Below are 26,068 nucleotides of genomic sequence, written 5' to 3' on the forward strand. Positions count from 1 at the left end.
CTCGCCCCGGGGCTTCTCACTGCACAGCTGTCAGCGCGCCGGGACACTCTCCGGCGTCGTCGTCATGGCAGCGCGCTTCATGCGGTGGACACTAGCAGCGGCGCACCGGCGTCCGCGCGGTTTTCTTTTCCGCGCCGCGGGTACGGACCCGCGCACCCGCCCCGGTTCAGCGCCGGCCGCCGCCGATCCGCCCCTCCAGCTGCACCAGCAGTTCACTGAGCTGGGCGCTGAGCCGGGTACGCGTGTCCTCGTCGAGACCGGAGAGCACCGCGCGCTCGTACGCGAGCTGCCGGGGCAGCAGCATGTCCACCAGTGCGCGCCCCTCCTCGGTGAGGCGGATGTGATTGACCCGGCGGTCGCGGTCGTCGCCGCGGCGGTCGACGAGACCACGTTCCTGAAGGACCCGCAGTCGCTTGGTGACGGCGGCGCCGGACGAGAACGTCTCCCTGGCCAGTTCACCGGGGGTGAGTTCGCGGTCGGTGCGGCGTACGGCACCGAGCAGGTCGAACTCCGCGCGGGTCAGCCCGGCCTCGCGCAGCGGGGCGTCCTCGGCCTGCTGGAGCAGGGCGGCGCAGCGGTTGATGCGGCCGATGAGTTCCATCGGTCCGGTGTCCAGTTCCGGGTTGACGGCCTGCCACTGCCGTACCACCGAGGCGACGATGTCGTCGGTCACACCGCTCCGTTCTCCGGGGCGCGGGCGATCGACCCCCGCCGTGTTGCTGTCGCGGCGAGCGTACGGTGTCCGGCCTGCTCGGCCGCGAGGACCCGCTCCTGGGGCAGGGCACGCTGCCACCATTCGCCCGCGGCGGTGTCGTCGGCCTCGCGCAGTTCCACGAGCGATCCGGTCAGCCTGCGGCGGGCGGCTTCGAGCGCGGCGGGTGTCGGCTGCGGGGCGGCCAGTGCGTGTACGGCGTGGGCGCGGGCCAGGTCGGTGGCGGCGAGTGCCTTCTCCAGGCGTCCGGCAGCGCGGCGGTTGGTCACCAGCATGGCGGCGAGCAGGCCCGCCCCCGCGCCGATGACGGTGTCCAGGACCCGGTCGCCGATGAGCTCACCGGCCGGGTGGGTGCCGCCGAATTCCAGGACCAGCAGTGCCATCGGGGTGACGGCGACGGAGCCGAGCCAGTAGTTGCGGGTGATCAGGGCCTCGGCCGCGAAGGCGAAGAACAGGCAGAAGCCGATGAGGGCCAGCGGGCCGGTGCGGCTGACCGGGAGGATCGCGGCGAAGACGAGGACGCCGAGCAGATTGCCGAGGGTGCGCTGGAGGGCCCGGTTCCAGGACAGGGTCACATTGGCCTGGTACAAGGAGGCGGCGGTGACGATCGCCCAGTAGGGGCGGCCGACACCGGCCGCCTGGGATACGTATCCGGCCAGGGCGCAGCCGACGAGAGCGCGGGCGCCGATGGGCAGCAGCGGGGAGCCCGGGGCGAGGCTGCGCAGCAGCGCGCGGCGGGCCTCGCGACGGCTCGCGCCGCGCCGGGCGGCCCGTTCGGCGTCGATGCCGAACAGCTCCTCGGCCGTGCCCGGGGCGGGCGGCGGGGTGGGGACGGGGCCGCGGGCGCGGGCCTGCCGGGCCCAGGCGCGGAGCTGTTCCGGGTCCGGAACGGCCGGGGCGGCGCCGAGGGTGCCTCCGGCGAGGGCGGCTTCGGCGCGTACGACCAGCCGTTCGAGTGACCGGCGTACGGGCGTGGGGCGTCCGGCGGCCAGCAGTGTCTGCCAGGCCGCGTGCACGGTGGCGGCCGCGGCGTGCCGGGTGCGGTGGCCGGGGTCGGCCAGGTACGCCGCGGCGGCGTCGAGGGCGCGGGCCGTCGCCCGGCGCTCCGGGCCCTCCCGGCGCAGGAGCGCGGGGCCCACCGTGACCAGCCAGGCGATGGCGCCCGCGGCCAGGGTCAGCACGACATGGCCGGGCACCTGGCCGAGACGCTGTGGGGCGAAGAGGGCGGCGGAGGTGACGAACGTGAAGATCACCGGTCCGGGCGGGCCGATGCGGGTGGCGTCACAGAGCGTCTTCTGCCCTGCGGCGAGCAGCGCCCCCACCGCGATCAGCACGGCGGTCGAACCGGTGAGAGAGGCCGCGACCAGGGATATCGCCATGCCGATCACCATGGACACGACGACTCCGGCGACCGCCCGGGCCCGCCGGGCATACGGCAGGTTGTGGCCGTACAGCGCACAGAGCGAACCGGCCATCGTGTACATCACGAGGTCGAGCCGGCCGAGGGCGAGCAGCACCAGATCCGGTACGGCGGTGGCGACGACCACGCTCAGCGCCGGTTTGAACCACATGTCCGAGGGCCGGGCGAGACGCAGCGGGGTCGCCAGCGGGAGTCTGCGGACGGAGGGCCGCCGGGGCCGGATAGTTGTATCACTCACCCAAACACTTTAGCAGGTATTACACCCGTAAAATATTTTTCCCCGATGGCCGCACCCCGCGCGAGGTCATAGCGTTCAACTGCGCGAGGGCGGACAGGTGCGGGCACAGGCACGCGTCCACGCGCCCACGCATCCACGGAGGAACCCGAATGAAGCTCACCGAACCGGTGCCCAGCGGCCCCTGCTGGATCGAGCTGAGTACCCCCGACATCCCGGCCGCCAAGTCGTTCTACACGGCGCTATTCGGCTGGCGCCCGGAGACCGATCCGCGCGAGGAGGCGGGCGGCTACACGATGGCGCACCTCGGCGACGCGCGGGTGGCCGCGCTCAGCCCGGTCTATCAGCCGGGTCAGCCGACCGCCTGGACGGTCTCGTTCGCCACGGACGACACGGACGGCACCGTCGAGCGGGTGAAGTCGGCGGGCGGTTCGCTCCTGGTCGGCCCGATGGACGTGTTCGACCAGGGCAGGTTCGCGGTCGTCGCCGATCCGTCCGGCGCCGTGTTCTCGCTGTGGCAGGGGCGCGCCTTCGCCGGTGCCGAGCGGTTGAACGACCCCGGTGCGCTCGGCTGGGTCGAGCTCGTCACCCGCGAGGCAGGCCCGGCACTCGCCTTCTACCCCGCGGTCTTCGGGTGGACGGTGAACGCCGCGTCGGACCGGTACACGCAGTGGGGCGTGGCCGGTGAGGACTTCGGCGGCATGCTGATCATGGACGACCGGTTCCCGCCGGAGGCGCCGCCGAACTGGCTGCCGTACTTCGCCGTGGCGGATGTCGACGCGACGGCCGCCACGGCTCAGGGCGCCGGCGGCGAACTGCTGATGCCGCCGACGGACATCCCGCAAGGGCCGCGGATCGCGGTCGTACGGGACCCGCAGGGCGCGGTGTTCGGCATCCACCGGTCGGGCGGCAAAGGCTGACGGCTGCCGCACCTCTGCGCCTTGCCGGGGCATCCGACACAGCCGGTGCGCGGAAACCTCTTCGTACCCACCGGTCCGACATCCGCCCGCAGCGGGCGGCGAGCACGGCACCCTGGAGTTCAGCCGATGTACGAGAGCGATGCCGGACTGCTCGCCCCCGGGCGGGCCGGCTCCCCCGCCGAGACGGCCACCGGCGACAGCGCCTTTCTGCAGGCGATGCTCGACGCCGAGGCAGCACTCACCCGTGCCCAGTCCGACTGCGGGCTCGCCCCCGCCGGGGCGGGGGCGGCGGTGACGGCCGCGGCTGCCGACGTGGGCCGTTTCGACGTACGGGATCTGGCGCTGCGCGCCCGCGCGGGCGGCGATCCGGTCATCCCGCTGGTCATGGAGCTCGTCGCCGCGGTGGAACCGGACATCCGGCCGTATGTGCACCGGGGCGCGACCAGCCAGGACATCCTCGACACCGCGGCCATGCTGGTCGCCGCACGGACCCTGGCTCCGCTGCTGGACGATCTGGCGCGGACCGCGGACGCGGTGGCCCTGCTCGCCACCTCGCACCGCAACACCCCGATGGCCGCCCGGACCCTCACCCAGCACGCCGTGCCGACCACCTTCGGGCTCAAGGCGGCCGGATGGCGGGCGCTGGTCCTCGACGCAAGGGACCGTCTCTCGGTCGTACGGGAGTCGCTTCCCGCCCAACTCGGCGGCGTGGCGGGAACACTGGCCGCCTTCGAGGCGTACGCGCCCACCGAGGACATCGACGCGATCGATCCGGGGCTGCCCCTGATCCAGGCGTTCGCGAACGAACTCGGCCTGGCCGAACCGCTGTTGCCATGGCACACCTTGCGTACCCCGATCGCGGACCTGGCGGGCGCGCTCGCCTTCACCGCGGGTGCGCTCGGCAAGACGGCGGCCGATGTGCTCAGCCTTTCCCGGACCGAGATCGGCGAGGTCACCGAGGGGCAGGGCGACGGTTCGTCCGTCATGGCGCACCGGGCCGGTCCGGTGCACGCCACGCTGATCGCGGCCGCCGCCCGTCGCGCCCCCGGCCTGGCGGCGACGCTGTACGGATCGCTCGTCGCCGAGGACGAGCGGCCGGCCGGGGCGTGGCACGCCGAGTGGGAGCCGCTGCGCGAACTGCTGCGGCTCGTCGGCGGAGCCGCGCGCCGCGCCGCCGAACTCACCGGCGCACTGCGCGTCGTCCCCTACGCCATGCGGGAGAATCTCCAGCTCACCGACGGCCTGATCGTCTCGGAGCGACTGGCCGCCGTGTTCGCCGAACGGATCGGCCGCAGGCGCGCCGAGGAGGTTCTGGTCAGCGCCGCAGACCGGGCCCGCGCGGAGACCACGGACCTGGCCGACGTCCTCGCCGACGTACTCGACGAGGAGCCCGAACTCGCCGGTCTCGACCTGGGCGAACTGACCGACCCGGCCCGCTACACCGGCTGCGCGGGCGCCCTCACCGACCGGGCACTCGATCGCGGCTGACCGGCCCCGTCACGCCGGGCCCGCCCTCATCGCATCAGCCGGCCGTCGCGGGCGATGACCCGGCCCGCGCGTACGACCATGGCCGGGACCGGTCGGTCCACGACGGCCTCGGGCAGCGAACCCGCGGCCACCAGCACGAAGTCGGCCGGGTCGCCGGTCTCCAGCCGGGAGGCGGGCAGCCCGAGCAGGGCGGCGCCGCCCTGGGCCACCGCCTCGTAGCAGGCGGCGAGTTCGGCATCGGTGCGGGCATCCGTGCGGTACGCGAGCAGATGGGCCCGGGCGATCATGTCGCCGTCGCCGAACGGTGTCCACGCATCGCGCACACCGTCGGAACCGACGGCGAGCCGCACGCCGTGCGGGGTCAGCCGTGCCGGGTCCAGCACCGGGTCACCGCCCAGCGCGCAGGTGACCAGGGAGACGCCGGCCTCGGCCAGCAATGTGGCGACGGACTCGCGTTCGGTGCCGTCGAGCTCGGCGACGGCGAAGGCATGGCCGAGGGTGACATGTCCCTGCATCCCCGCCGCGACGGTACGCCGGGCGATCTCGGTGACCTGACGGATGCCTGCCGGTCCGCCGTCGTGCAGATGGATGTCGAGCGGTACGCCCTTGCGGGCGGCCAGCCCGAACACGAAGTCCAGCTGGCCTTCCATGTCGCCGTCGATGCCGATCGGGTCGAGGCCGCCGACGACGTCGGCGCCCTCGGACAGGGCCCGCTCCATGAGTTCGCCGGTGCCGGGCCGGCTCAACAGGCCGAGCTGGGGGAAGGCGACGATCTGGACGTCGAGGAGGTCCTTGCGGGCATCGGCCGCCGCCCGGGCTCCGTGCACTGCGGACAGACCGTGGACGGGGGCGACATCCACATGGGCCCGCATGGCGCGGGTGCCACGGGCGATGGCCCGGTCCATGAGCGCCCCGACCCGCTCCACCACCGGATCCTTGAAGGCGGCCCTGGCCCGTACGTCGCCCTCGATCAGGTCCCGGAGCGTGTCGGCGGGTTCGCGGCTCAGCCAGGGCCCGCCCCAGGTCGACTTGTCGGGGTGGATGTGCGCGTCGACGGGCGAGGGCAGAGCGAGGGCACCCGCGGCGTCCACGGTCGCACAGCCGTCGGGCAGCTCCGCGGGGTCGTACGCGGCTATCCGGCCGTCGGAGACCAGCAGGTCACGGGTGCGCCCGTCGGCAGAACGGACGGCGGTGAACAGGACGTGGGTGCGGGCGGGGGCGGGCGTCGCCATGGGGCGGGGGTCTCCTTCGGTGGTGCGCGACGTCGTGCGCGGGTCCGGTCGTCTGGGTCAGGGCCGGGGCCGGGGCCGGGGGCCGGAATCCGCGGCGGCCGGTCCGGCTTCACGGTCCGGGGTGCCGGCGGCTTCACGGTCCGGGGTGCCGGCGGCGAGCATCCGCATCGCGGTCTCGCGCGTCCCGGCCACATGACGGCGGGCGATCCGTTCCGCCGCCTCCGCGTCACCGCTCCGGATCGCTTCGAAGAGCAGTTCGTGCTCCCCGCACATCACGGGACCGTCGCCCGGCTCGGAGGTGAGGCTGAAGAGGCGGCGCAGCCGGCCGTCGAGCGATGCCATCAGCCCCTGGAGCAGCGGATTGCCGGACATGACGACGATCTGCTGATGGAAGTCGGCGTGGACCGAGCCCAGTTCGCGGGTCCGGCGGGCGGAGTCGGCGGCACGGCTGGCCTGCTCCAGGAGCTTTTCCAGGGTGCGCAGGCCGGCCCGGTCGGCGCGGCGGGCGGCCAGCGAGGCCGCCAGCGCCTCCAGGTGTTCCCGGATGTCGAAGAAGTCCGCGGCCTCGGCCGGGCCGAGCGGGGCGACGAACGCGCCCTTGCGCGCCTGCGCCGCGATGAACCCCTCGGTCTCCAGCCGCTGGATGGCCTCCCGTACAGGGATACGGGACACCCCCAGCTCGTCCGCGAGTTCCCGTTCGACGACCCGGTGCCCGGAGGGGCAGCGGCCGTCGGTGATCCTCTCGCGCAGTTCCGCATAGACCTGGTCGCGCAGCGACCGATGTGCCGCACCGATGGTGCCGGTGGCGGTCCGGCCGGCGGTTCGGCTGCCGCTCATGGACTCGCTTCCTGCCCTTCGGAGCCGGTCTCTTCCGGCTCCCGTGCCGCGATCATCGCAGATTCCATAAACCTTCCATACCCCTTGCTCGGCATTCGGTATACCAGATAGCTTGAGCGCCGCGCCTAATTCGGCCGCCCCTGAACTGGCCTTTTCCGCTGCCCCATGCCTGAAGAAGGCATCGGTTTCGGCATCCAGCCGCCCGTTCGCACCTGAGGAACCACCGATGACGCAACCCTCGACGGCTGTCCCGCCGCCCGCCTCCGCCACCCCCTCAGCCATCCGGGATACCACCCGGCCCTCCGGCGAGCCTTCCGGAAGGCTCGCCGGAGGGCAGATCGGAACCTTCGATCTGGTCTTCTTCGTCGTGGCGGCGGCCGCACCGCTGACCGTGCTGGCCGGTGTCGCACCGTTCGCCATCGGGATCGGCGGTCCGGGCACCCCGCTCGGCTATCTGGTCTCCGGTGCGCTGCTGGTGCTGTTCGCCGCCGGGTTCACCGCGATGAGCCGCTATGTGCGCAACGCCGGGGCCTTCTACGCGTACGTGGCCCGAGGCCTCGGCCGTACGCTCGGCGTCGCCACCGCCTACCTGGCGACGCTCTCGTACAACCTCATCGCCCCCGGTGTCGCAGCCGGGTTCGGCTACTTCGCCTCGACGACGCTGAGCGATCTCACCGGTGCGGAACTGCCCTGGTGGCCGCTGTCGACCCTCTGTGTGCTGGGCACCGGGGTGCTGGGCTGGCTGCGGGTCACGCTGAGCGCGAAGGTGCTGGGGGTGGCGCTGGTCCTGGAGGTCCTGGTGCTGCTGGTGATGGACGTCGGGGTGCTGGCGGACCGCGGGACCGCCGCTCTGGACGTCACGTCCTTCGACCCGTCGGTGCTGGCCTCCTCGGGTGGCATGGCGGGGATGTTCGTCCTGGTAATCGGCGCGTTCACGGGCTTCGAAGCGACCGCGATCTACGCCGAGGAGGCGCGCGACCCGGACCGCACCGTGCCCCGTGCCACCTTTGTCGCCATCGGCTTCCTGGCACTGTTCTACGCCGCCGGGGTGTGGATCCTGATGGGCGGCTTCGGCACGGACGAGTCGGTCTCGATGGCCCGGTCCTCGGACGGCCCGCGGCTGACGTTCCACGCGGCCGACCGGTTCGTCGGGCCGTGGCTGGCCGACTCCATGCATGTGCTGATCGTGGTCAGCGCGTTCGCCGCGACCCTCGCCTTCCACAATGCCGCGGCCCGCTACCTCTACGCCCTGGGCCGCGAGGGACTGCTGCCGCGCCGGCTGGGCCGGGTGTCGCCCCGGCAGGGCTCGCCGGTGACGGCGGTCGTCGTGCAGACCGTCTTCGGTCTGGTGGTCGTGGGAGGCGGTGCGCTGATCGGCGCGGATCCGTACTCCGAGATCTTCCTGTGGACCAACAGCACCGGCGTGCTCGGCATCATGATCATGCAGGCGCTGGCCGCGCTCGCCGTCTGCTTCTTCTTCCGCCGGGACCGGCACTCCATGTCGGTCTGGCGGGTCGCGGTCGCACCGCTGATCGCGTTCGTGGGTCTCGCGCTCCTTTCGGTGCTGGCGATGCTCCACTTCGACCTGCTCACCGGGCGCACGGGTGCGGTCAACGCGGCGCTGCTGGTGCCACTGCCGGTGGTGCTCGTGGCCGGCTTCGTGGTCGCGCTGCGCATCCGGCGCGCCGACCCCGAACGGTACGCGCGGCTCACCGAGGTGGACGTGGAACGGGACTGAGCGTCGCGGCTGCGCCGGGACGACGCGAACGGCCTGAACCGCCTCCGCCGCGGTCAGCCCTCGTCAGCCCTCCGCGTCGTCCCCGCGGAGCCTGGCGTGCAGATGCATGTCGTGCCAGCCGTCGGCGTGCAGATGGGAGTGGCGCCGGGTGCCCTCCAGGGCGAACCCCGTCTTGGCCGCCACCCGGCAGGAAGCCTCGTTCAGCACGGAGTGCGCGAGTTCCAGCCGCTCGAACCCGATGGCGTCGAACGCCCAGCGCGCGAGCGCGGAGACGGCCCGTGGCGCCACGCCCCGTCCGCGGGCGGCCGGCAGCACCCAGTAGGCGCATTCCGCCAGACCGACCGCCGGGATCATGGAGCGGAGCGAGATCCGGCCGAGGACTTCCCCGATTCCGTCGCTCGCCCCCCGAGGACGTACGGCGGCCCAGTGCGCCGCGGTCTCGCCGTGCCAGGCGTCCTGCCACTGCCGGATCCAGCCGCGCGCCTCGTCCTCACTGTCGGCGCGGCGCAGATGCCAGTGCTGGATCGCCGGATCGGAGAAGGCCGCGACGACCGCCGGTGCGTCCTCGCGCCGCCACGGCCGCAGACGCAGGTCGTCGGCGACGACGAGAGCCGGCTGGGCGGAGTCCGCGAGGCGGCCCCGGGGAATGAGCGGCGGCACCAAGTACGGCATGGGCGCATCATGGCACGGCACCCGCCCCCTCGGGCCGGTGCCGTGCCGGGCCGAGGACCGCACGACAACGGCGTCTTCCGCCCGCACCGGGACGTCCCGTTCAGCCGCGTCATCGAGATCGAGCGCGCGAGTGGCACCATTGCCTGGGAGTACCACGACCCGGCGCGCGAGTCGTTCTTCGCCCCGTTCATGGGCAGCGCCCAGCGGCTGCCCAACGGCAACACGCTCGTGACGGACTCCCCCGCGGGCCGCCTCTTCGAGACGAATTGCACGGACGATCGTGCCGGGGGCACTCGTCACAACATCCACCCCGCCCGCCCCGTCCCACCCCTCTTTGAAAGTTCACACACCGCGTACGATGACGGCATGAACAGGCTGAGCGAACGGATCCACCGACGAGTGCGGGGCACCTGCACGTCGGCCGTGCTCGGCTGGCTGTTCGTACTGCTCGCCATGGTCTCGTGCTGTTCGATCACGGCCCCGGCCGCGCACGGTTCCGCCCCCCACCCGGCGACCGTCGCCCGGACCATCACACCCACGCACCACGCGCTCGCGCGGATCGTGGTGGCCGACGCCCCCGAGGACCGGGGCACGGGCAGCTCCTGCCGCGGCCCGTCCGAGCACTCGACCCCGGTCGTGCTGCCGGGCCAGAGCGCACCGGCAGCCCTTCCCGGTACCCCCGTCGCCGTTCCCGTCGCCCCGCTGACCGGCGCGGCCGCGATCCGCGGCCCGTCCAACGACGCCGTGCGGGAAGTCGACCACCTCCGTCTGCAGGTTCAGCGGATCTAGAGGCAGGACCCGTTCCCCGGGACACCGGGGGGCGCACTCCGCATGCCCTCAGCTCCATCAGTCTTGTTGAACCGAAGGACCCCCATGGCTTCCGCCAAGCAACAGAACAGCTCTGCCTCCGCCCGCCGCGCCAAGCTGGAGGAGGCCCGCCGCAAGGAGCGGGCCCGCGAGCGGCGCAGCCGCATCATCACCATCACCGCGTCCGTCGCCGTGGTCGCCGCGCTCGTCGCGGGCGGCGGCTATCTGATGTCCGCCGCCGACGACAAGGACAAGGCCGAGACCGAGGCCAAGTCCGCTCCGGTGAAGGGCGAGCGGACCTGGGACAAGCTCACCCAGAACCATGTCGAGAAGAAGGTCGGCTACCCGATGAACCCGCCGGTCGGCGGCGATCACAACCCGATCTGGATGAACTGCAACGCCGACGTCTACACCAAGGCGATACCGAAGGAGAACGCCGTCCACTCCCTCGAACACGGAGCGGTCTGGGTCACGTACACGAGCAAGGCGAAGCCGGCCGACATCGAGAAGCTCAGTGAGCGGGTCAAGTCAACGCCCTACTCCCTGATGAGCCCGGTCGAGGACCAGGCCGCCCCGGTCATGCTCAGCGCCTGGGGCAAGCAGGTCACGGTGAACGGTGCCTCCGACGCACGCGTGGGGCAGTTCTTCACCAAGTACGTGCAGGGCCCGCAGACCCCGGAGCCGGGCGCGGCCTGCACGGGCGGGGTCGCCCAGTGATGTCCGCGGCCCGATCCTCGCGTCCGATGGCGCTGGCCGGCGGTGTGGTGCTGCTGCTGGCGGTGGGCCTGGTCGCACTCATGCTGGTACGACCGTCCTCGTCCGCGGGCTCCGACTCCGTCGCGGCCGCCCCCTCGGACACCTCGGTCGACGTCGGGTTCGCCCGTGACATGTCGATCCACCATCAGCAGGCGGTCGAGATGTCGTTCATCGTCCGGGACCGCACGTCCGACGAGGCGGTGCGCCGGCTCGCTTACGACATCATCAACACGCAGGCCAATCAGCGGGGCATGATGCTCGGCTGGCTGGAGATGTGGGGCCGGGCGAAGTCCTCCTCGGCCGCGCCGATGAAGTGGATGAATCACCCCTTCACCCCGAGGGGCGATGGTTCGCTGATGCCCGGCATGGCGACCGATACCGAGCTCGACGCGCTGCGGGCGGCGAAGGGCAGGGACGCCGAGGTCCTGTTCCTGAAGCTGATGACCCCGCACCACCGGGCCGGGGTGGAGATGGCTCAGGCCGCGGCCAACTCGGCGGACACGGATGCGATCAGGAACCTGGCGGCGGGGATGGTGCGCGGCCAGCAGTCGGAGATCGCGCTCATGGCGGACATGCTCGAGGAGCGCGGCGCCGAGGCCTGAGTGCCTCGGGCCCGCATGCACCGGACGGCCCGTTCGCGACAGGGGCACGCCCCTGGCGAACGGGCCGTCCGGTGGCCGGAAAGTCCGGCACGCCGGGTCGCACAGGGGATCGCATAGGCTCGGTCCCGACATGAAGAGCAACGTCACACCGCTGGGGCCCAAGGCCGACAAGGACACGGTGCGCCGCAGCAACCTCAGTCTGGTGCTGCGCGCCGTCCGCGACGAGGCCGAGGGCGGTGCGACCAGGGCCGGGGTCGCCGCGCGGGTGGGGCTGACCCGGGCCGCGGTGTCCTCGCTCGTCGAGCAGCTGCTCGCCATCGGCTTCCTCACCGAGTCCGGCAAGACCTTCAGCGGTCAGGCGGGCCGCCCCGGCACCGCGCTCAAGGTGGCACGCACCGGGCCCGCCGGGCTGGGTGTGGAGGTCAACATCGACTACGTGTCGGTGTGTGTCGTGGATCTGGCGGGCACCGGACGGGTGCGGCTCACCGAGCACCTCGACAACCGCGGCGCGCCCCCCGAGGAGGTCCTGGCGCGGGCGGCCGCCATCGCCGCACGCACCCTGGAGTCGGCGCGCGAGCAGGAACTCCTCCCGGTCGGGGTGGCGCTCGCACTGCCCGGACTGGTCTCCGGCGGTACGGTGCGCCAGGCGCCCAACCTGGGCTGGAACCGCGTTCCGGCCGAGGACCTCTTCGCCGCCGCGCTCACCCGTGCCCGCCCGGGGCACGAGCCGCTGGCGGTGGCCTCCGAGAACGAGGCCAATCTGGCGGCGCTGGCCGAGCTCTGGTTCGGCGGACTCGACGACCTGCGCAGCTTCCTCTATCTGACCGGTGAGATCGGTGTCGGCGGTGCGCTGGTCGTCAACGGTGAGCTGCTGCGCGGTGCGCACGGCTTCGCCGGGGAGATCGGGCATGTGGTGCTGGACGCCGAGGGGCCGGAGTGCCGGTGCGGCTCGCGCGGCTGCCTGGAGCAGTACGCGGGACAGGCGGCGCTGCTGCGGGCCGCCGGGATCGCGGAGTCCGGCGGCGGCGCCGGGGTGGCCGAGCTGGAACGGCGCGCCCGCGCGGGGGACGAACGGGCGGTGGCCGCGGTCGCGGAGGCCGGCCGGATGCTGGGGCGGGTGCTGTCCGGGGCGGTGAATCTGCTCGACCCGGACGCGGTGGTGCTCGGCGGGATCTACCGGAACCTGATGCCGTGGCTGTCGCCGCCCGCCGACCAGGAGCTGACCGGCCGTGTGGTGTCGGGGCTCTGGTCCCCGGGGAGCGGACGGCTGCGCGCCTCGTCCGTCGCGGGTGACGCGGCCCGGGGCGCCGCGGCGCTGGTGCTGACGGGGGTGCTGGCCGACCCTGTGGCGTACGCGGGCCGCCCGGCCGGCTGAGAACCTGCCGGGCGCGCCCCGGGTTCAGCGGACGCCGAGCAGGTGGTCCATCGCCAGCTGGTCCAGGGCCTCGAACGCCATCCCCCGTTCCGCCGCCGCGGTCACGTCGAACTCCTCGTACGCAGACCGGTCGGCCAGCAGGCCGGTGACACCGTCCTCGGCGGTGCGACGGGCCAGTTCGTCCAGCCGGGAGGCGCGCAACGCCTCCTGGACGGCGGGGTCGGCCCGGAACGCGGCGGCGCGCTCCTTGAGGATCAGATAGTTGCGCATGCAGCCCGCGGCCGAGGCCCAGACCCCGTCGTGGTCCTCGGTCCGCGGCGGCTTGAAGTCGAAGTGCCGGGGGCCCGCGTAACCGGCCGTCTCCAGCAGGTCGACGAGCCAGAAGGCCTGGCGCAGATCGCCCGCGCCGAAGCGCAGGTCCTGGTCGTACTTGATGCCCGACTGACCGTTCAGGTCGATGTGGAAGAGCTTGCCCGCCCACAGGGCCTGCGCGATGCCGTGCGGGAAGTTCAGTCCGGCCATCTGCTCGTGCCCGGTCTCCGGGTTGACGCCCACCAGCTCCGGTCGCTCCAGGCGCTCGATGAACGCGAGGGCGTGGCCGATGGTGGGGAGCAGGATGTCGCCGCGCGGCTCGTTCGGCTTGGGCTCGATGGCGAACCTCAGGTCGTAGCCCTGCCCTGTGACGTAGTCGCCGAGCAGGTCGAAGGCCTCCTTCATCCGGTCGAGGGCGACCCGGACGTCCTTGGCGGCGCCGGACTCGGAGCCCTCGCGGCCGCCCCAGGCGACGTAGGTGGTGGCGCCGAGCTCGACGGCGAGGTCGATGTTGCGCAGCGTCTTGCGCAGGGCGTACCGGCGTACGTCGCGGTCGTTGGCGGTGAACGCGCCGTCCTTGAACACCGGGTGGGTGAAGAGGTTCGTCGTCGCCATGGGGACGACCAGCCCGGCCGCGTCCAGCGCCTGCCTGAACCGCTTCACGATCCCCTCACGCTCGGTGTCCGTCGAGCCGAACGGGATCAGGTCGTCGTCGTGGAACGTCACACCGTACGCGCCCAGTTCCGCGAGCCGCCGCACGGAGTCGGCCGGGTCGATCGCCGCGCGGGTCGCGTCGCCGAACGGGTCGCGTCCCTGCCAGCCCACCGTCCAGAGTCCGAAGGTGAACCTGTCCTCGGGGGTGGGCGTGAAGCGTTCCGTCATCGTGTGGCCGCCTTCGGTGCCGTCGGTCCCGGGGTCGGTCGAGCCGCCCGAACCTTATTTGTTCACTGTCATGACTAATGATGCATGGGCTTCTTCCGAGGCGTAACCCCTCGCACTTCCACTGCCCGTCGGGGACTCGGTCGCGTATTTTGTTTTGCACACGACCAAAACCCGCGCGGCCCCCGCCGCACCGGCCCGCTGCACAGGAATGAGGGCGCCATGCCGCCTCGTACCGTCGTCATCGGCGTGGACAGTTCCACCCAGTCCACCAAGGCGGCCTTCGTCGACGCCGGGAGCGGCCGGCTGCTCGCCGTCGGCCGCGCGCCGCACGTCGTCCGCGGTGAGCTGGGGGCCCGGGAGAGCGACCCGGAGGCGTGGTGGCGGGCACTGCGCGACGCCGTCGCCGCCGGGCTGAAGGAATCCGGGGTCACCGCGTCGGCGGTGACCGGCATCGCGGTCGCCGGACAGCAGCACGGACTGGTCGTCCTCGACCGTTCGGGCCGTCCGCTGCGCCACGCGATGCTGTGGAACGACACCCGCTCCGCCCCGCAGGCCGCCGCACTCACCGAGGCGCTCGGCGGCCCGGACGCCTGGACCGCGCGGACCGGGTCGGTACCGGTGGCCGCCGTCACCGCGTCGAAGTGGCGGTGGCTCCAGGAGAACGAGCCGGACGTCGCCGCCGCGGCCGCGGCCGTACGCCTGCCCCACGACTTCCTGACCGAACGGCTCGCGGGCACCGCCGTCACCGACCCCGGCGACGCCTCGGGCACCGGCTGGTACTCCATCGCGACAGGTGCCTACGATCCCGGAATCCTCCAACTCCTCGGCCTGGACGCCGCGTCGCTCCCCACGGTGGCCCCGGCCGGCGCGACCCACGTCGGTTCGCTGACCGCCGGGGCGGCCGATGACCTCGGGCTGCCCACCACGACCGCCGTGGCCGCGGGCACCGGGGACAACATGAGCGCCGCCGTCGGCCTCGGGCTGGGCGGCGCCGGGCTCGTCGACCACCCCGTCCTCAGCCTCGGCACCTCGGGAACGGTCTTCGCGGCGACCCGGACCCGGCCCGCGTCCCCGGCACTCTCCGGATTCGCCGCGACGGACGGCACCTATCTCCCGCTGGCCTGCACCCTCAACTGCACGCTCGCCGTGGACAAGGTCGCCGCCCTGCTCGGCCTGGACCGCGACGACATCTCTCCCGGCGGCGAGGCGGTGCTGCTCCCCTACCTCGACGGCGAACGCACCCCCGACCTGCCCGCAGCCGCCGGCCTGCTCACCGGGCTGCGGCACGACACCACACCCCGTCAGCTCCTCGGCGCCGCCTACGAAGGCGCAGTGGTCACCGTGTTGCGCGCACTCGACGAACTGCTGCGGGCCTGCGGTCTCGACCCGGCCGATCCCGAGGTGGCCGCGCGCCCACTGCGGCTGATCGGCGGCGGCGCCCGTGGGCGGGCCTGGGTGGAGACGGTACGGCGGCTCTCCGGGCGTCCCGTGATCGTGCCCGGGAGCGGCGAACCGGTGGCCCTGGGCGCCGCCGCACTGGCCGCCGCCGCGGCCACCGGCTCCGACCCGGTCGCGATCGCCGCCGGCTGGGGCACCGGCGAGGACGTCCGACTGCCGCCCGTCCGGCGGGACTCGGCCACCTGGGAGCGGGTCGGATCGGTACTGGAACGGGCCTCCGGGCCCCTGCTCGCCGGTTTCTGACGGTTCCCCAGCGGTCTCCGGACCGGTTTGGGGAAGCGCGGCGATCTTCACTAGTATCCGGCGATGATCATAAGAAAAAGGCTGACGGCCGGGGTGGGCATCCTGCTCGCCACCCTGACCGCCGGGCTCGGCACGGCACTCCCCGCCGCCGCCGACGAAGCCCCCGCCAAAGCCTCCCCCAAGGTCGAGCTGGTGCTCGACGTCAGCGGCTCCATGCGGACCCGTGACATCGACGGCCAGTCCCGGATGACAGCCGCCAAGCAGGCGTTCAACGAGGTGCTGGACGCGGTGCCCGAGCAGGTCGAGCTCGGCATCCGCACGCTCGGCGCCGACTATCCGGGCGACGACCGCAAGGTCGGCTGCAAGGACACCAAGCAGCTCTACCCGGTCGGCCCGCTGGACCGCACCGAGGCGAAGACCGCGGTAGCCACCCTGGCCCCCACCGGCTGGACCCCGATCGGTCCGGCTCTGCTGGGCGCCGCCGACGACCTAGAGGGCGGCGACGCCACCCGCCGGATCGTGCTGATCAGTGACGGCGAGGACACCTGCGGCCCGCTCGACCCGTGCGAGGTAGCACGTGACATCGCGGCCCGCGGTATCCACCTCGTCATCGACACCCTGGGCCTGGTGCCCAACGCGAAGATCCGCGAACAGCTGACCTGTATCGCCGAGGCCACCGGCGGAACGTACACCGCCGTCCAGCACGCCGATGAACTCTCCGGCCGCGTCAAGCAGTTGGTCGACCGGGCCGCCGAGCCCGTCGTCACCCCGGTGGCCACCGAGGGTGCGGACAGCTGCTCCTCGGCACCGCAGCTCAAGGCCGGCCTCTACACCGACCGCGAGAAGCTCGGCCAGCACCGCTGGTACCGGGTCGACGTGCTGCCCGGCCAGGAACTGCGCGCCTCGGTCAGCGTCTTCGCCGACCGCGCCGTGAACAACGACTACGGCGTGCTGATGCGCGCACTGACCGTGCACGGACGGGAGATCGTACGGGGCTCCGAGTCGGGCACCGGCCGTACGGACGCGATCTCCTCCGGCCTGCGCTACCCGAAGCCCCTGGTGGACGACGCGGACAGCGACAAGCCGGCCGCCGAGACCGTGTGTCTCCAGGTCAGCAACTCCTTCTCGGCGCCCGCCTCGGTGAAGACCTCGCCCGGTATGCCGGTCGAGCTGACCGTCGACCTGGTGGACGCTCCGGACGACGCCGCCGACGCGGCCGCGTTCGGGCTCGGCCGCGGCTGGTGGCTGCTGGGCGTGCTGGTGCTCACCGGGCTGGTCGCGGGCCTGGTCTTCGGCTGGATCTCGCGCTGGCGCGTCGCCGTCTGGAGGACCAACTGATGATGCGTACGACACGTGTACTGGCCGGCACGCTGCTCGCCGGGCTCGCCCTTCTGACGTCGGCGGGCGCCGCGGTGGCCGACGACCCGTCGGCGAGCCCGAGCCCGAGCGCCTCCGAGGAGGGCTCCGGCCCCACCGAGGCCGGCACCACCTTCCGCACGGCGACGGCGGTCGAGCAGAACCAGCTCGCCACCGCCGGGGCGTCCACGGGTGATTACCTGTACTGGGTGTTCCCCGCCGACGCGGGCCAGCGGGCCACCGTCAAGGCGAAGATCACCCTGCCCGAGAGCGCCACCCGGCACGGCGCGTCGACCTGGCAGGTCGATGTGTACGACGGGCTGCGGCGCCGCCAGGCCTGCATGTACGGACGCCAGACCGGCAAGGCCGCGGCCGACGCTCCGGCGGTCGAGCTGACCTGTGTCCTGCGGACCGTCCGGGCCTGGTCCGAGCCGTGGGCCAACGACCCGCTGCCGGGCAGCTACTACGTACGCCTCACCGTCGTCGACCTCCCGTCGGCCGACCTGGGCCTTCCGGTGAAGACCGAGATCGAGGTCACGGCCGCCGACAAGGGCGGCGCCGCCGATGTGGACGGCACGCTCTCCGAGCCGCTGGTCCCCGGCGTGTCCTCCGTCGCGCAGGCCTCGGACGACTCGGCCGACAGTGACGACGACAGCTCGTCCAAGGTCTCGCTCGGGAGCGAGCCGGAGGACGGCTGGGCGTCGGGCTGGTGGACCGACCGCTGGCTGTGGACAGTCGGCGGCGGCGTGCTCGGAGCGCTCGCGGCCGTGTTCGGCTACTCCCTCACGCGCGGCGGCGGCCGCCCGTCCCGGGTCCCGCCGGGCGTCTGACCCACGCACCGCCGGGCACCTCCCGACAGGGGCCCGGCACACCTCCGGCCGGGCCCCGGCTCCCGGGCCCGGCCGGAGGTGGCGGACAGCGACTACTCTCGACAACTCACGCACCGCACAAGGCCGATGACTCATTCCAGGGCGTGCGGTACCACTGAAGTCAGGTCGCCGCGCACCGAATCAGGTGCGCCACAAGGGAGCGGAGACATTCATGTCCACGGAGACCGGCCCGGCCATCGACGCCGAGCCGCGGAGCCACCGGATCGAGCCGGGCCCGAAGGGGCTGCCCTTCCTCGGGAGTCTGCCGCAGTTCGGAAAGAACCCCCTCGCCTTCTTCGAGCGGCTGCGCTCCCACGGGGACATGGTGGGCTGGCGATTCGGCCCCAACTCCTGTGTGTACATAGCCGATCCGGACTGCATAGGCGAGCTGCTCACCGAGACGGAACGCTCCTTCGACCAGCCGGCCCTGGGAATCGCCTTCCGGACCGTGATGGGCAACGGCGTGGTGGTCGCCCGCGGCACGGACTGGCGGCGGAAGCGGTCGCTGGTGCAGCCCTCCGTACGGCCCAAGCAGGTGCGGTCGTACGCGGCGACGATGGCGAGCAGCACGGTGGAACTGGCGGACACCTGGTCGGGCGGTGAACGCGTCGACATCAAAAGGGAGATGGCGGCGCTGACCCAGCGGATCGCGGTGCGCACCATCTTCGGTGTCGACACGGCGGCCGACGCCGAGGCGATGGGCCGGGCGATGGATGTGGCGCAGCAGGAGATCGGCAAGGAGTTCGCCGGGATCGGCGCGTTGCTGCCGGACTGGGTGCCGACCCCCGGCCGGGCCCGGATCAAGAAGGCCGCGGCGGTCATCGACGCCGAGGTGGGCCGGGTCGTCGCCCGTCATCGCGACGGCGGTGACGAACGCCCCGACCTGCTGAGCCGGCTGCTGACGGCGGTCGACGAGACGGGTGAGCACCTCACCGACCAGGAGATCCGCGACGAGACGGTCACGCTGTACATCGGCGGGCACGAGACGACCAGTTCCACTCTGGTGTGGGCCTGGTATCTGCTGTCCCGCAATCCGCGGGTGCGTGCCGCGCTCGCCGAGGAGCTGGACCGGATTCTCGGCGACCGGGAGCCGGAGTTCGACGACTACGCGCGGCTGACGTACACCCAGTCCGTGGTCAAGGAGACGCTGCGCCTCTACCCGACGATCTGGCTGGTCACCGGTGTCGCGAAGGCCGGTGCCCGAATCGGTGGTGTGCCGATGCCGGAGGGCACCCGGGTGTGGACCAGCCAGTGGGCGACACAGCGTGACGCGCGGTGGTTCCCCGAACCGGAGGAGTTCCGCCCCGAGCGCTGGGACCCGGAGAACGGCGACAGCATCGCGGAGTACGCCTGGTTCCCGTTCGGCGGCGGCCCCCGGGTCTGCCTGGGCGCCCGGTTCGCGATGGTCGAGTCGGTGCTGATCCTGGCCGTGCTGGCCCGCCGCTTCGAGCTGGACGTGGACCCGGGCGTCATCGAGCCGGTCCCATCGCTCACGCTGCAACCTGACCGGGAAGTGATGGCGACGGTCCGGACACGGTGACGGCGCACGGGGCGGGCCCGGTGGCCGAGCCGGTCCTCCGCGGGCCCGCCCCTTGAGCGGTTCCGGCCCGAAGCGCCACACGCCCGCTGTTCCGGCCCGAAGCCGCCACACGCCCGCCGCGCCGGTCCGCCGCGCCGTCGGGGCGTCGCCGGGATACGGCACTCCGCTGCGGCTGCGGCTGGGGCTCGGCTGCGCGCCGGATATACCGAACCGATATGTCCGATCTGTCGCGGAGATCAGGTCATACGGTTCACACTGTCCATGTCGGCCGCCGCACCGGTCGGCGGGCCGTCCGGCCGTACCCGCAGGCTGTCGATCCAACGGGAGAAACAACATGCGTCTTCGCCCCGCTCTCACCGCCGCACTCGCCGTCGCGGCCACCCTGCCACTGGCGGGCACCACGGCATCGGCGACGACCGGCACCGTGAGCCGCCTCGCGACCTGCCAGGAGAAGGCCCTCGACGTGCACGCCGCACCCGGCGGACAGCGGAACACGGCCCGGATCGACGTCGTCAACAACGGCGGCCGGACCTGCGTGGTGGACCGGATCCCCACGATCACCTTCCGGGGCCTCGACGGCTCCGCCGAGGCCGTCCCGCCCGCCGGGAGCGGCCCCTACGAGCTGGCCCCCGGCGAGCGGGCGTACGCCGCCGTACGGACCGCGGACCCGGCGGCCACCGAGGGCCACGTCGTCGGCAGCCTCTCCGTGGCCGCGGACCCCTCCCATCTGGGCGTCACGTTCGGCGCGGCCTCCGTGGGCATGCCGGAGGGCGTCCATGTGTGGGTGCCGGTGACCACCCTCTGGCAGGAGTCGCGCGCGGCGGCGGACAGGGTGCTGGCGGACGCCCTGGGGTGATCCACGCGCCGGTGAGGGGCACGCCGGGGCGAAGGGCGGCTACAGACCGTAACTCGTGCCGCCGACGGTCCGCCGCGGGTCGGGGGCCGTCGTCGCGCAGAGCGGGCCGCCCTCGAACCCGACGTTGACCAGGGCCGTGGCCCTGCCCGCGGAGTCCACCAGCTTCAGGGCGTGCCACCGCGGCAGCCAGAAGACCCGTCCACGGTGCTCCGTGAGCAGTTCCGTGAGGGCCGCCGGAGCGTGTGTCCACACCTTCGGCAGGTCCTCGGCATGGTCGAACGCGGGGCGCAGCCCGATCCAGCCGTCGGCGCCGACGTCACCGGAGGTGAGCAGGAGCTCCACGGCCTGACCGGGCTCCTGGTGGCACTTCTTGGCGTGGATCCAGTGGACGTGGTGACCGGGGCCATGGCCGGTGCAGTCGTCGTTCTGGACGAGATGGGGGAGCATGGTTCTTCGCCTTCCCGAGATCATGGACCCCAGGTGCTCTGCCCCGATGGTCCGCTGTTCCCCATGCGCCGCGCACGGGGCCGGTCGTCACCCGGAGCACCCGCAGCGGAGCGGGGTGCCGTCCAGTTAGCCGGGGCTGTGCACTGGAACTCATGACCTGCCGGAACTGTATCCCACGAACGACGGCGCCCGACGGGGGGTCAGTTTCTCGGCCGTGCAGGCTCCCGGCCGTGCGGGCTCCCGGCCGTACAGCCGGACGCCCAGGTCGTTCTGCGTCATCACCGGCAGCTTGCGGATACTCAAGAACCGTCCCGGCCAGGCAGCCGTCGGCACGCTGTCGGTGATCGTCCTCGCCCTCACCGCCCTGACCGCCCCGGCCCCGCAGGCCCATGCCGCGGCCACGCCTTCGGGCACCCTGGACGGCACCACGAACACGGTGACGTGGCAGAGCCGGTGTACGCGAAGGGAACCGTCGACTCGCCCGCCAAGTGCGGCACGGCCGCCGAGGACCCCGACAACGCGGTCTGCGCCCGGTTCGACCTGACCGTCGACCCGCCCGAGGGCCAGTGGGACGACAACCCCGAGGGCGGCGTCCCCGTCTCCATCCAATGGGAGACGCCCACGGACGACTTCGACATGTACATCTACGACTCGGCCGGCAAGCAGGTGGCCTCCAGCGCAGGCACCGCCGACCCCGAGTCCGCGGTCATCCCGAAGGCTTCCGGGACGTACCGGGCGCGGCTTCACGGTCGAGCCGCGGAAGTAGCCGACAAGCCCGGCAGCGCGGGGGCCGGGGGCCGTCTTCGGACGGTCCCCGGCCCCCGCGTCCGTCACGCTACGGCTTGCGGGCGACCGCACCGTAGATCGGCACCGGCTGCGTCTCCACCGGAAGTTCCCCGAGGCTGAGCTCGGGATGCCAGTCGACGACCGGTACGAGACCGGGCTCGACCAGTTCCAGCCCGTCGAAGAACCGGCTGACGCCCCGGTGCGACCTCGGCACGAGCGTCACACCACCCGCCGCGTACGAGGCCACCCCCTTCTCCACGCTCTCCGGGTCGAAGTCATCGGTGAGCTGCGACAGCACCAGGCAGCTCCCGGCGGGGAGCCGGTCCGTCAGCCGCTCCACCAGCGCGTACGCCCCGTCGCGCATCCCCTCCCCCTCACCGCCGCTGTCGCCGTCGTCGATGAAGTGCAGGAGTGCGATGAGGGAGAGTGCGACGGGCCGTTCGAAGTCGATGACATCGGCGGCGAGTTCGAGGATTCTTGCCGGCTCCCGCACATCGGCTTCGAGGTATGCCGTCGCCCCTGCGGCACCCCCGCTCAGCAGCGCCTCGGCATGGGTCAGGACGATTGGGTCGTTGTCCACGTACACGACCCGGGCGTCGGGAGCCGTGTTCCGGACGATCCGGTGCAGGTTGGGCTCGGTGGGAATGCCGGAACCGATGTCGAGGAACTGCCGCATCCCCGCCTCGCCCGCGAGCCAGCGCATCGCACGGTGCATGAACCACCGGTTGTGTCGCGCGATGCGCTTCGTGTGCGGTGAGAGCCCGGCGATCTGTCTCCCGAGCTCCTCGTCGACGGGATAGTTGTCCTTCCCACCGAGAAACCAGTCGTACACCCGCGCGGGATGCGGCCTGGTGGTGTCGATGCGGTCCGCACCGGATCCGTGTCCTGTCATCCGGCACTCCCCCTGGTACTGATCAGCTGCCTGCCCCAGCATCTCGCAGCAGACGCCCGGCCGGCCGCGCGGACACACGTGATCCGACGGCCGGCCAGCCGCAACGGGCTCCGGAGCACGTCACTCCTTGACGCCGATACCCCCGAAGGCGTCGACGTCCGCGGGCACGGTCGCGCTGTCGGCGTCGGGGTGCCACTGGCTTAGCCGGACGAAGCCGGGGTCGAGGATCCGCAGCCCGTCGAAGAGCGTGACGATCTCGTCCGGCTCGCGCACGTAGTACGGCACCGCGCCGCTCTCGATGTACGCCTTCTCCGCGGCGATCATGCCCTCGCTGGTGCGCGTTCCGTCGTACATCACGAGGTAGCTGCCCGCCGGCAGCCCCGCCATCAGCCGGCCGACCACCTCGCGGGCCTTGGCGAAGTCGCCCGCGTGACCGAGTATGCCGAGCAGCATCAGGGCCACGGGCCGGTCGAAGTCCAGCGTCTTCGCCGCCTCGGCCAGGATGGCGTCCGGGTCGTAGAGGTCGGCGTCGATGTAGTCGGTGACGCCCTCGGGCGAACTGGTCAGCAGCGCACGGGCATGCGTCAGCACGAGCGGGTCGTTGTCCACGTACACGATGCGCGACTCGGGCGCGATGTCCTGGGCCACCTGGTGGGTGTTGTCCGCGGTGGGCAGGCCGGTCCCGATGTCCAGGAACTGCCGGACAGCCCGCTCCTGAACGAGGTGGCTCACCGAACGCCGCAGGAACTGCCGGCCCGCCACCGCCACGTCGACGAGCCCGGGGAAGAAGGCCTTGATCTGGTCACCGACCTCACGGTCGACCTCGTAGTTGTCCTTGCCGCCCACGAAGTAGTTCCAAAAGCGCGCGGAATGAGGCCTGGTGGTGTCGATCCGGTCCGACACCGGCCTGGCGGGAGGAGTTACGGACGACTGCTGCTCACTCATGGAGACCTCCGGACGCGAAAGTGATCAAGCCATGGCCTTAACCTACCTGGGCGTCGCAAGAGTTATGACCGCATACGTCACCGAGCGTGGATCCCGTGGCCGGCCGGGCCGGGCTCCGGGCTGTCCCCCACTGGAGCCGGCCGTTATCGGGTCGCTCGAACGGCTCCGACTCCGTAGATTCTGGGGCGGATTCGAATCACCGTTCCCCCTGACCTTCCGGAGGCCCGTCAGTGACCGCCCCAACGCGTCGGCAGACGCGCGCCGTTCGGCCACTCGTCGCGGCCTTCGCGCGATTCGTCGTGTGCGGTGGCGGGGTCGGGCTGGTGTCGAGCGCGGCGGTCGTGCTGCTCAGCGCGCGCATACCGATGGCCGTCGCGAACGCGCTGGTCACTGTCGCCTCCACGGTCGTCGCGACCGAGTTGCACCGACGGATCTCGTTCCGGAGCGAACGCAAGGGGTGGGGGGTCCATCTCCGGTCCGGGGCGACGGTCGCCGTGAGCTACGCGTTCACCACAGGGGCGCTGCTCTGCCTGTTCGCCGTGCAGCCCCATCCCTCGCCCCTGGCCGCGCAGACGGTCTATCTGGCGGCGTCCGCTCTGGCGGGGGTCGGACGATTCGCGCTGTTGCGGGTCATCGTCTTCGGGAACCGGAGCCGGAGCGGGCACGGTCGGGCCTCGCGCGCCGACGCGCTGCGCAAGTCCTCGGTGGCGATGGCCGTGTGACGCCCCCCTCGGTGGTCGGCACGGCGCCGTGCTGGTTGACTGGCGTGGCCGGTCGCACGGGCGACACGGAGCCCGCGGGTGGGCCGGGGCGGATGAGGGGCGTGCGGATGGAGTACGGGCGGGGCGGGCGGGTCCGGGTGCCGGTGGGGGACGACGCGGCGCGGTGGGCGACCCGGGGGAAGTGCCTGCGGGTGCTGGTGGTCGTGCACAACGTGACCGCCGCGACGCGGCTCCTCGATGTGCTGCCTCTGTTCGACGACGATCTGCGGGTCCAATTGCTGGTGACCTGCACAGGCTCCTCGGCGTTCGCGGCCGGCACGGCCGAGCTCCTTGCCGACACCGGAGTGCCGGTGCTGCCGTGGGAGCAGGCGGCCGAGACGAAGGCGGACCTGGTCGTCTCCGCCAGCTTCGGCGGTCAACTGGACGCTCTCACCGGGAAGTTGGCCATCCTTTCGCACGGCATTGGCTACACTAAGAGGCTGGCAACACCGGACACCGGACACCGGACACCGGACACCGGATCGAGGGCGGGGGCGGTGCCTGCGCCCGTGTTCGGGCTCGCGCCTCCGTGGCTGCTGTCGAGCCGGGGCACCCCCGTGGCGGACGCCCTGGTGCTCTCCCACCCGGAGCAGTTCGAGCGGTTGCGCATCGCCTGTCCCGAGGCCGCACCGACCGCCGTGCTCGCCGGGGATCCCTGCTTCGACCGGATGCTCGCCGCACGGCCCCGCCGCGAACGCTTCCGCCGCGCGTTGGGAGTCCGGCCCGGTCAGCGGCTCGTCGTGCTCAACTCGACCTGGAACTCCGAGTCGCTCTTCGGTGACGGGACGGAGGTCCCGGGGGACGGCTGGTGCGGAGGCGATGTCGTCGCCGCCCTGCTCGCCCGGGTCGCCGACGAGTTCCCCGTGGACGAGTACCGGTTCGCCGCCGTACTGCATCCCAACATCTGGCACGGGCACGGCCCCGGTCAGATCCGTGCCTGGCTCGATCGCGCACGGCGCGGCGGGCTGGCGCTGATCGATCCACTGACGGGGTGGCGACAGGCCCTCCTGGCAGCAGATGCCGTGATCGGTGACCACGGATCAGTCACCTACTACGCGGCTGCCCTCGGCACCCCGGTGCTCCTGGGCGCCGTGCCGCTCCACGCCCTCGACCCCGACGCGCCGATCTCCGCCTTCATGCGGGAGGCACCGAGGCTCGACCCCGACGCGTCCCTGGCGGCGCAGATCGATGAACTCATCCGTTGCCACCGGCCGTTGCCCGGACCGGCCGGGTTCACCACCTCGGTGCCGGGCGAATCCGCGGCCCGGCTCCGGAAGCTCTTCTACTCGATGATGGGGGCGCCGGAGCCCAGCCGGCCCGCCACGCTCGAACCGCTCCCGCTGCCCGGGTACGAGGCCGGTACGGTCACCGTGCCGTTGCGGGTCCTGACCCGGGTTCTCGGGCCGGAAGAGGTCGCGGTCAGCCGCTGGGCGGGGCAGCGGTCCGGTCCCGGTCCGGATCACGGTGGCGAACTGCACGTCGCCGTGCACGAGGACACCCGCGAGGTGGACTCGTTGGAGCTGGCCGACGTCATCTTCCGGGACGGCGAACCCGACGATCCGCGCTTCGGTTCGCCGTCGCTCTGGACCGCCGAGGTGCTCCGCCGTCATCGGGGCTGCTCCGTGGCGGCCTATGTGACCGGCCCGTCCGAGTGCGTGGTCCGGGTACGTGGTGAGGAACCGCTCCGGATGAGGGCGGTGCCCGACGACGATACGGCGGAGGTGTCCGGCGCGGACCCCGCCGCATACGCCTCCGCCCTGCACTCCTGGCTGGCCGCGGACGGCCGGGAGGCGGTCACTGCCCGGGCGCGGCCGGCGCGGGCAATGGCCGACGGACTGGTCCTGCGGACGGGCGACCAGCTCCATCGCATACGCGTCGATCCTCTGACGCCGACCGACCCGGCCGGCTGAGGAGGACGCGTCCACCG

The 26,068-nt window shown here is 72.5% G+C and carries 24 protein-coding genes and 1 riboswitch; of the genes, 15 read left to right on the plus strand and 9 right to left on the minus strand.

The features are described 5' to 3' along the window. Positions 1-166 precede the first annotated feature (166 nt). Positions 167-673 (minus strand): MarR family winged helix-turn-helix transcriptional regulator, encoded by a 507-nt coding sequence (locus tag OHA19_RS06710; protein ID WP_405718787.1) that lies wholly within the window; start codon positions 671-673, stop codon positions 167-169. Then, positions 670-2,370 carry an FUSC family protein gene (locus OHA19_RS06715; RefSeq protein ID WP_405718785.1) on the minus strand — a complete coding sequence of 567 codons (1,701 nt, stop codon included), beginning with the start codon at positions 2,368-2,370 and terminating at the stop codon, positions 670-672. The genes OHA19_RS06710 and OHA19_RS06715 overlap by 4 nt, the downstream gene beginning before the upstream one ends. Before the next feature lie 149 nt (positions 2,371-2,519). Between OHA19_RS06715 and OHA19_RS06720 the strand changes: the two genes are divergently transcribed. Both OHA19_RS06720 and pcaB read left to right on the plus strand, forming a co-directional pair. Further along, positions 2,520-3,287: a VOC family protein gene (locus OHA19_RS06720; RefSeq protein WP_405718783.1), complete on the plus strand. Its 768-nt coding sequence runs from the start codon at positions 2,520-2,522 to the stop codon at positions 3,285-3,287. Positions 3,288-3,413: 126 nt separating this feature from the next. After that, positions 3,414-4,775, plus strand: a complete 1,362-nt coding sequence (gene pcaB / locus OHA19_RS06725; RefSeq protein WP_405718780.1) for a 3-carboxy-cis,cis-muconate cycloisomerase — start codon at positions 3,414-3,416, stop codon at positions 4,773-4,775. Between the two features lie 26 nt (positions 4,776-4,801). Here the strand turns inward: pcaB and OHA19_RS06730 are convergent, their stop codons facing one another. Further along, a complete protein-coding gene (locus tag OHA19_RS06730; RefSeq protein ID WP_405718777.1) occupies positions 4,802-6,007 on the minus strand; it encodes an amidohydrolase in 1,206 nt (401 codons plus the stop codon). Positions 6,008-6,064: 57 nt separating this feature from the next. Continuing rightward, the gene (locus OHA19_RS06735; RefSeq protein WP_405718774.1) at positions 6,065-6,844 is read right to left on the minus strand and encodes a GntR family transcriptional regulator; all 780 of its coding nucleotides are present in this window, start codon (positions 6,842-6,844) and stop codon (positions 6,065-6,067) included. A gap of 226 nt (positions 6,845-7,070) precedes the next feature. Between OHA19_RS06735 and OHA19_RS06740 the strand changes: the two genes are divergently transcribed. After that, a complete protein-coding gene (locus tag OHA19_RS06740) occupies positions 7,071-8,582 on the plus strand; it encodes an APC family permease (protein WP_405718771.1) in 1,512 nt (503 codons plus the stop codon). A 63-nt stretch (positions 8,583-8,645) separates the two neighbouring features. On the opposite strand, the gene OHA19_RS06745 is transcribed toward OHA19_RS06740, so the two are convergent. Then, positions 8,646-9,254, minus strand: a complete 609-nt coding sequence (locus OHA19_RS06745; RefSeq protein ID WP_405718768.1) for a GNAT family N-acetyltransferase — start codon at positions 9,252-9,254, stop codon at positions 8,646-8,648. A 9-nt stretch (positions 9,255-9,263) separates the two neighbouring features. Here OHA19_RS06745 and OHA19_RS06750 point away from each other — a divergent pair, with 9 nt between their 5' ends. From OHA19_RS06750 to OHA19_RS06765, 4 genes are all read left to right on the plus strand, one after another. After that, positions 9,264-10,043 (plus strand): hypothetical protein, encoded by a 780-nt coding sequence (locus OHA19_RS06750; RefSeq protein WP_405749669.1) that lies wholly within the window; start codon positions 9,264-9,266, stop codon positions 10,041-10,043. A gap of 84 nt (positions 10,044-10,127) precedes the next feature. Further along, positions 10,128-10,778, plus strand: coding sequence for a DUF3105 domain-containing protein (locus OHA19_RS06755; protein WP_405718763.1), 651 nt, complete (start codon positions 10,128-10,130; stop codon positions 10,776-10,778). A 26-nt stretch (positions 10,779-10,804) separates the two neighbouring features. Further along, positions 10,805-11,419, plus strand: a complete 615-nt coding sequence (locus OHA19_RS06760) for a DUF305 domain-containing protein (protein WP_405718760.1) — start codon at positions 10,805-10,807, stop codon at positions 11,417-11,419. Between the two features lie 130 nt (positions 11,420-11,549). After that, positions 11,550-12,794 (plus strand): ROK family protein, encoded by a 1,245-nt coding sequence (locus tag OHA19_RS06765; RefSeq protein WP_405718757.1) that lies wholly within the window; start codon positions 11,550-11,552, stop codon positions 12,792-12,794. Positions 12,795-12,818: 24 nt separating this feature from the next. Here the strand turns inward: OHA19_RS06765 and xylA are convergent, their stop codons facing one another. After that, positions 12,819-13,988, minus strand: coding sequence for a xylose isomerase (xylA, locus tag OHA19_RS06770; RefSeq protein WP_405718755.1), 1,170 nt, complete (start codon positions 13,986-13,988; stop codon positions 12,819-12,821). Between the two features lie 219 nt (positions 13,989-14,207). Between xylA and xylB the strand changes: the two genes are divergently transcribed. The 5 genes from xylB (at position 14,208) to OHA19_RS06795 (ending at position 20,310) form a co-directional block, all read left to right on the plus strand. After that, positions 14,208-15,689 carry a xylulokinase gene (gene xylB / locus OHA19_RS06775; RefSeq protein ID WP_405718752.1) on the plus strand — a complete coding sequence of 494 codons (1,482 nt, stop codon included), beginning with the start codon at positions 14,208-14,210 and terminating at the stop codon, positions 15,687-15,689. A gap of 63 nt (positions 15,690-15,752) precedes the next feature. Then, positions 15,753-17,027, plus strand: a complete 1,275-nt coding sequence (locus OHA19_RS06780; protein ID WP_405718750.1) for a VWA domain-containing protein — start codon at positions 15,753-15,755, stop codon at positions 17,025-17,027. A gap of 2 nt (positions 17,028-17,029) precedes the next feature. After that, on the plus strand, positions 17,030-17,875 hold the full coding sequence (locus tag OHA19_RS06785) for a hypothetical protein (protein ID WP_405718747.1): 846 nt from the start codon (positions 17,030-17,032) through the stop codon (positions 17,873-17,875). Positions 17,876-18,086: 211 nt separating this feature from the next. Further along, complete coding sequence (locus OHA19_RS06790; RefSeq protein ID WP_405718744.1) at positions 18,087-19,454, plus strand: cytochrome P450; 1,368 nt, start codon at positions 18,087-18,089, stop codon at positions 19,452-19,454. A gap of 334 nt (positions 19,455-19,788) precedes the next feature. Next, positions 19,789-20,310: a DUF4232 domain-containing protein gene (locus OHA19_RS06795; RefSeq protein ID WP_405718741.1), complete on the plus strand. Its 522-nt coding sequence runs from the start codon at positions 19,789-19,791 to the stop codon at positions 20,308-20,310. Positions 20,311-20,349: 39 nt separating this feature from the next. Here OHA19_RS06795 and OHA19_RS06800 read toward each other — a convergent pair whose 3' ends face one another. Then, positions 20,350-20,757: a hypothetical protein gene (locus tag OHA19_RS06800; protein WP_405718738.1), complete on the minus strand. Its 408-nt coding sequence runs from the start codon at positions 20,755-20,757 to the stop codon at positions 20,350-20,352. Positions 20,758-20,805: 48 nt separating this feature from the next. Further along, positions 20,806-20,915: riboswitch (SAM riboswitch) on the minus strand. Positions 20,916-21,198: 283 nt separating this feature from the next. Here OHA19_RS06800 and OHA19_RS06805 point away from each other — a divergent pair. Beyond that, complete coding sequence (locus tag OHA19_RS06805) at positions 21,199-21,663, plus strand: PPC domain-containing protein (RefSeq protein WP_405718735.1); 465 nt, start codon at positions 21,199-21,201, stop codon at positions 21,661-21,663. Here OHA19_RS06805 and OHA19_RS06810 read toward each other — a convergent pair. Together OHA19_RS06810 and OHA19_RS06815 are read right to left on the minus strand one after the other, a co-directional pair. Next, positions 21,593-22,435 (minus strand): SAM-dependent methyltransferase, encoded by an 843-nt coding sequence (locus OHA19_RS06810; protein ID WP_405718732.1) that lies wholly within the window; start codon positions 22,433-22,435, stop codon positions 21,593-21,595. The genes OHA19_RS06805 and OHA19_RS06810 overlap by 71 nt on opposite strands. A 120-nt stretch (positions 22,436-22,555) precedes the next feature. Further along, the gene (locus OHA19_RS06815) at positions 22,556-23,380 is read right to left on the minus strand and encodes an SAM-dependent methyltransferase (protein WP_405718729.1); all 825 of its coding nucleotides are present in this window, start codon (positions 23,378-23,380) and stop codon (positions 22,556-22,558) included. A 230-nt stretch (positions 23,381-23,610) separates the two neighbouring features. Here OHA19_RS06815 and OHA19_RS06820 point away from each other — a divergent pair, with 230 nt between their 5' ends. Together OHA19_RS06820 and OHA19_RS06825 are read left to right on the plus strand one after the other, a co-directional pair. After that, positions 23,611-24,102, plus strand: coding sequence for a GtrA family protein (locus tag OHA19_RS06820; protein ID WP_405718727.1), 492 nt, complete (start codon positions 23,611-23,613; stop codon positions 24,100-24,102). Positions 24,103-24,209: 107 nt separating this feature from the next. Beyond that, positions 24,210-26,051 carry a hypothetical protein gene (locus OHA19_RS06825; RefSeq protein WP_405749671.1) on the plus strand — a complete coding sequence of 614 codons (1,842 nt, stop codon included), beginning with the start codon at positions 24,210-24,212 and terminating at the stop codon, positions 26,049-26,051. The last annotated feature ends 17 nt before the right edge of the window (positions 26,052-26,068 follow it).

It is taken from the genome of Streptomyces sp. NBC_00012, from assembly GCF_045040875.1.
In the GTDB taxonomy this organism is placed as follows: Bacteria; Actinomycetota; Actinomycetes; order Streptomycetales; family Streptomycetaceae; genus Streptomyces.

What these genes read in the sequence shown, in the direction of transcription:
- OHA19_RS06750 (WP_405749669.1), top strand. Translation starts at nt 9,264, where the DNA reads ATGGCACGGCACCCGCCCCCTCGGGCCGGTGCCGTGCCGGGCCGAGGA.
- OHA19_RS06815 (WP_405718729.1), bottom strand. Translation starts at nt 23,380, where the DNA reads ATGAGTGAGCAGCAGTCGTCCGTAACTCCTCCCGCCAGGCCGGTGTCG.
- OHA19_RS06825 (WP_405749671.1), top strand. Translation starts at nt 24,210, where the DNA reads ATGGAGTACGGGCGGGGCGGGCGGGTCCGGGTGCCGGTGGGGGACGAC.
- OHA19_RS06785 (WP_405718747.1), top strand. Translation starts at nt 17,030, where the DNA reads ATGCGTACGACACGTGTACTGGCCGGCACGCTGCTCGCCGGGCTCGCC.
- OHA19_RS06790 (WP_405718744.1), top strand. Translation starts at nt 18,087, where the DNA reads ATGTCCACGGAGACCGGCCCGGCCATCGACGCCGAGCCGCGGAGCCAC.
- OHA19_RS06810 (WP_405718732.1), bottom strand. Translation starts at nt 22,435, where the DNA reads ATGACAGGACACGGATCCGGTGCGGACCGCATCGACACCACCAGGCCG.
- OHA19_RS06720 (WP_405718783.1), top strand. Translation starts at nt 2,520, where the DNA reads ATGAAGCTCACCGAACCGGTGCCCAGCGGCCCCTGCTGGATCGAGCTG.
- OHA19_RS06760 (WP_405718760.1), top strand. Translation starts at nt 10,805, where the DNA reads ATGGCGCTGGCCGGCGGTGTGGTGCTGCTGCTGGCGGTGGGCCTGGTC.
- OHA19_RS06800 (WP_405718738.1), bottom strand. Translation starts at nt 20,757, where the DNA reads ATGCTCCCCCATCTCGTCCAGAACGACGACTGCACCGGCCATGGCCCC.
- OHA19_RS06740 (WP_405718771.1), top strand. Translation starts at nt 7,071, where the DNA reads ATGACGCAACCCTCGACGGCTGTCCCGCCGCCCGCCTCCGCCACCCCC.
- OHA19_RS06795 (WP_405718741.1), top strand. Translation starts at nt 19,789, where the DNA reads ATGCGTCTTCGCCCCGCTCTCACCGCCGCACTCGCCGTCGCGGCCACC.
- OHA19_RS06730 (WP_405718777.1), bottom strand. Translation starts at nt 6,007, where the DNA reads ATGGCGACGCCCGCCCCCGCCCGCACCCACGTCCTGTTCACCGCCGTC.
- OHA19_RS06765 (WP_405718757.1), top strand. Translation starts at nt 11,550, where the DNA reads ATGAAGAGCAACGTCACACCGCTGGGGCCCAAGGCCGACAAGGACACG.
- OHA19_RS06745 (WP_405718768.1), bottom strand. Translation starts at nt 9,254, where the DNA reads ATGCCGTACTTGGTGCCGCCGCTCATTCCCCGGGGCCGCCTCGCGGAC.
- xylB (WP_405718752.1), top strand. Translation starts at nt 14,208, where the DNA reads ATGCCGCCTCGTACCGTCGTCATCGGCGTGGACAGTTCCACCCAGTCC.
- pcaB (WP_405718780.1), top strand. Translation starts at nt 3,414, where the DNA reads ATGTACGAGAGCGATGCCGGACTGCTCGCCCCCGGGCGGGCCGGCTCC.
- OHA19_RS06735 (WP_405718774.1), bottom strand. Translation starts at nt 6,844, where the DNA reads ATGAGCGGCAGCCGAACCGCCGGCCGGACCGCCACCGGCACCATCGGT.
- OHA19_RS06755 (WP_405718763.1), top strand. Translation starts at nt 10,128, where the DNA reads ATGGCTTCCGCCAAGCAACAGAACAGCTCTGCCTCCGCCCGCCGCGCC.
- xylA (WP_405718755.1), bottom strand. Translation starts at nt 13,988, where the DNA reads ATGACGGAACGCTTCACGCCCACCCCCGAGGACAGGTTCACCTTCGGA.
- OHA19_RS06780 (WP_405718750.1), top strand. Translation starts at nt 15,753, where the DNA reads ATGATCATAAGAAAAAGGCTGACGGCCGGGGTGGGCATCCTGCTCGCC.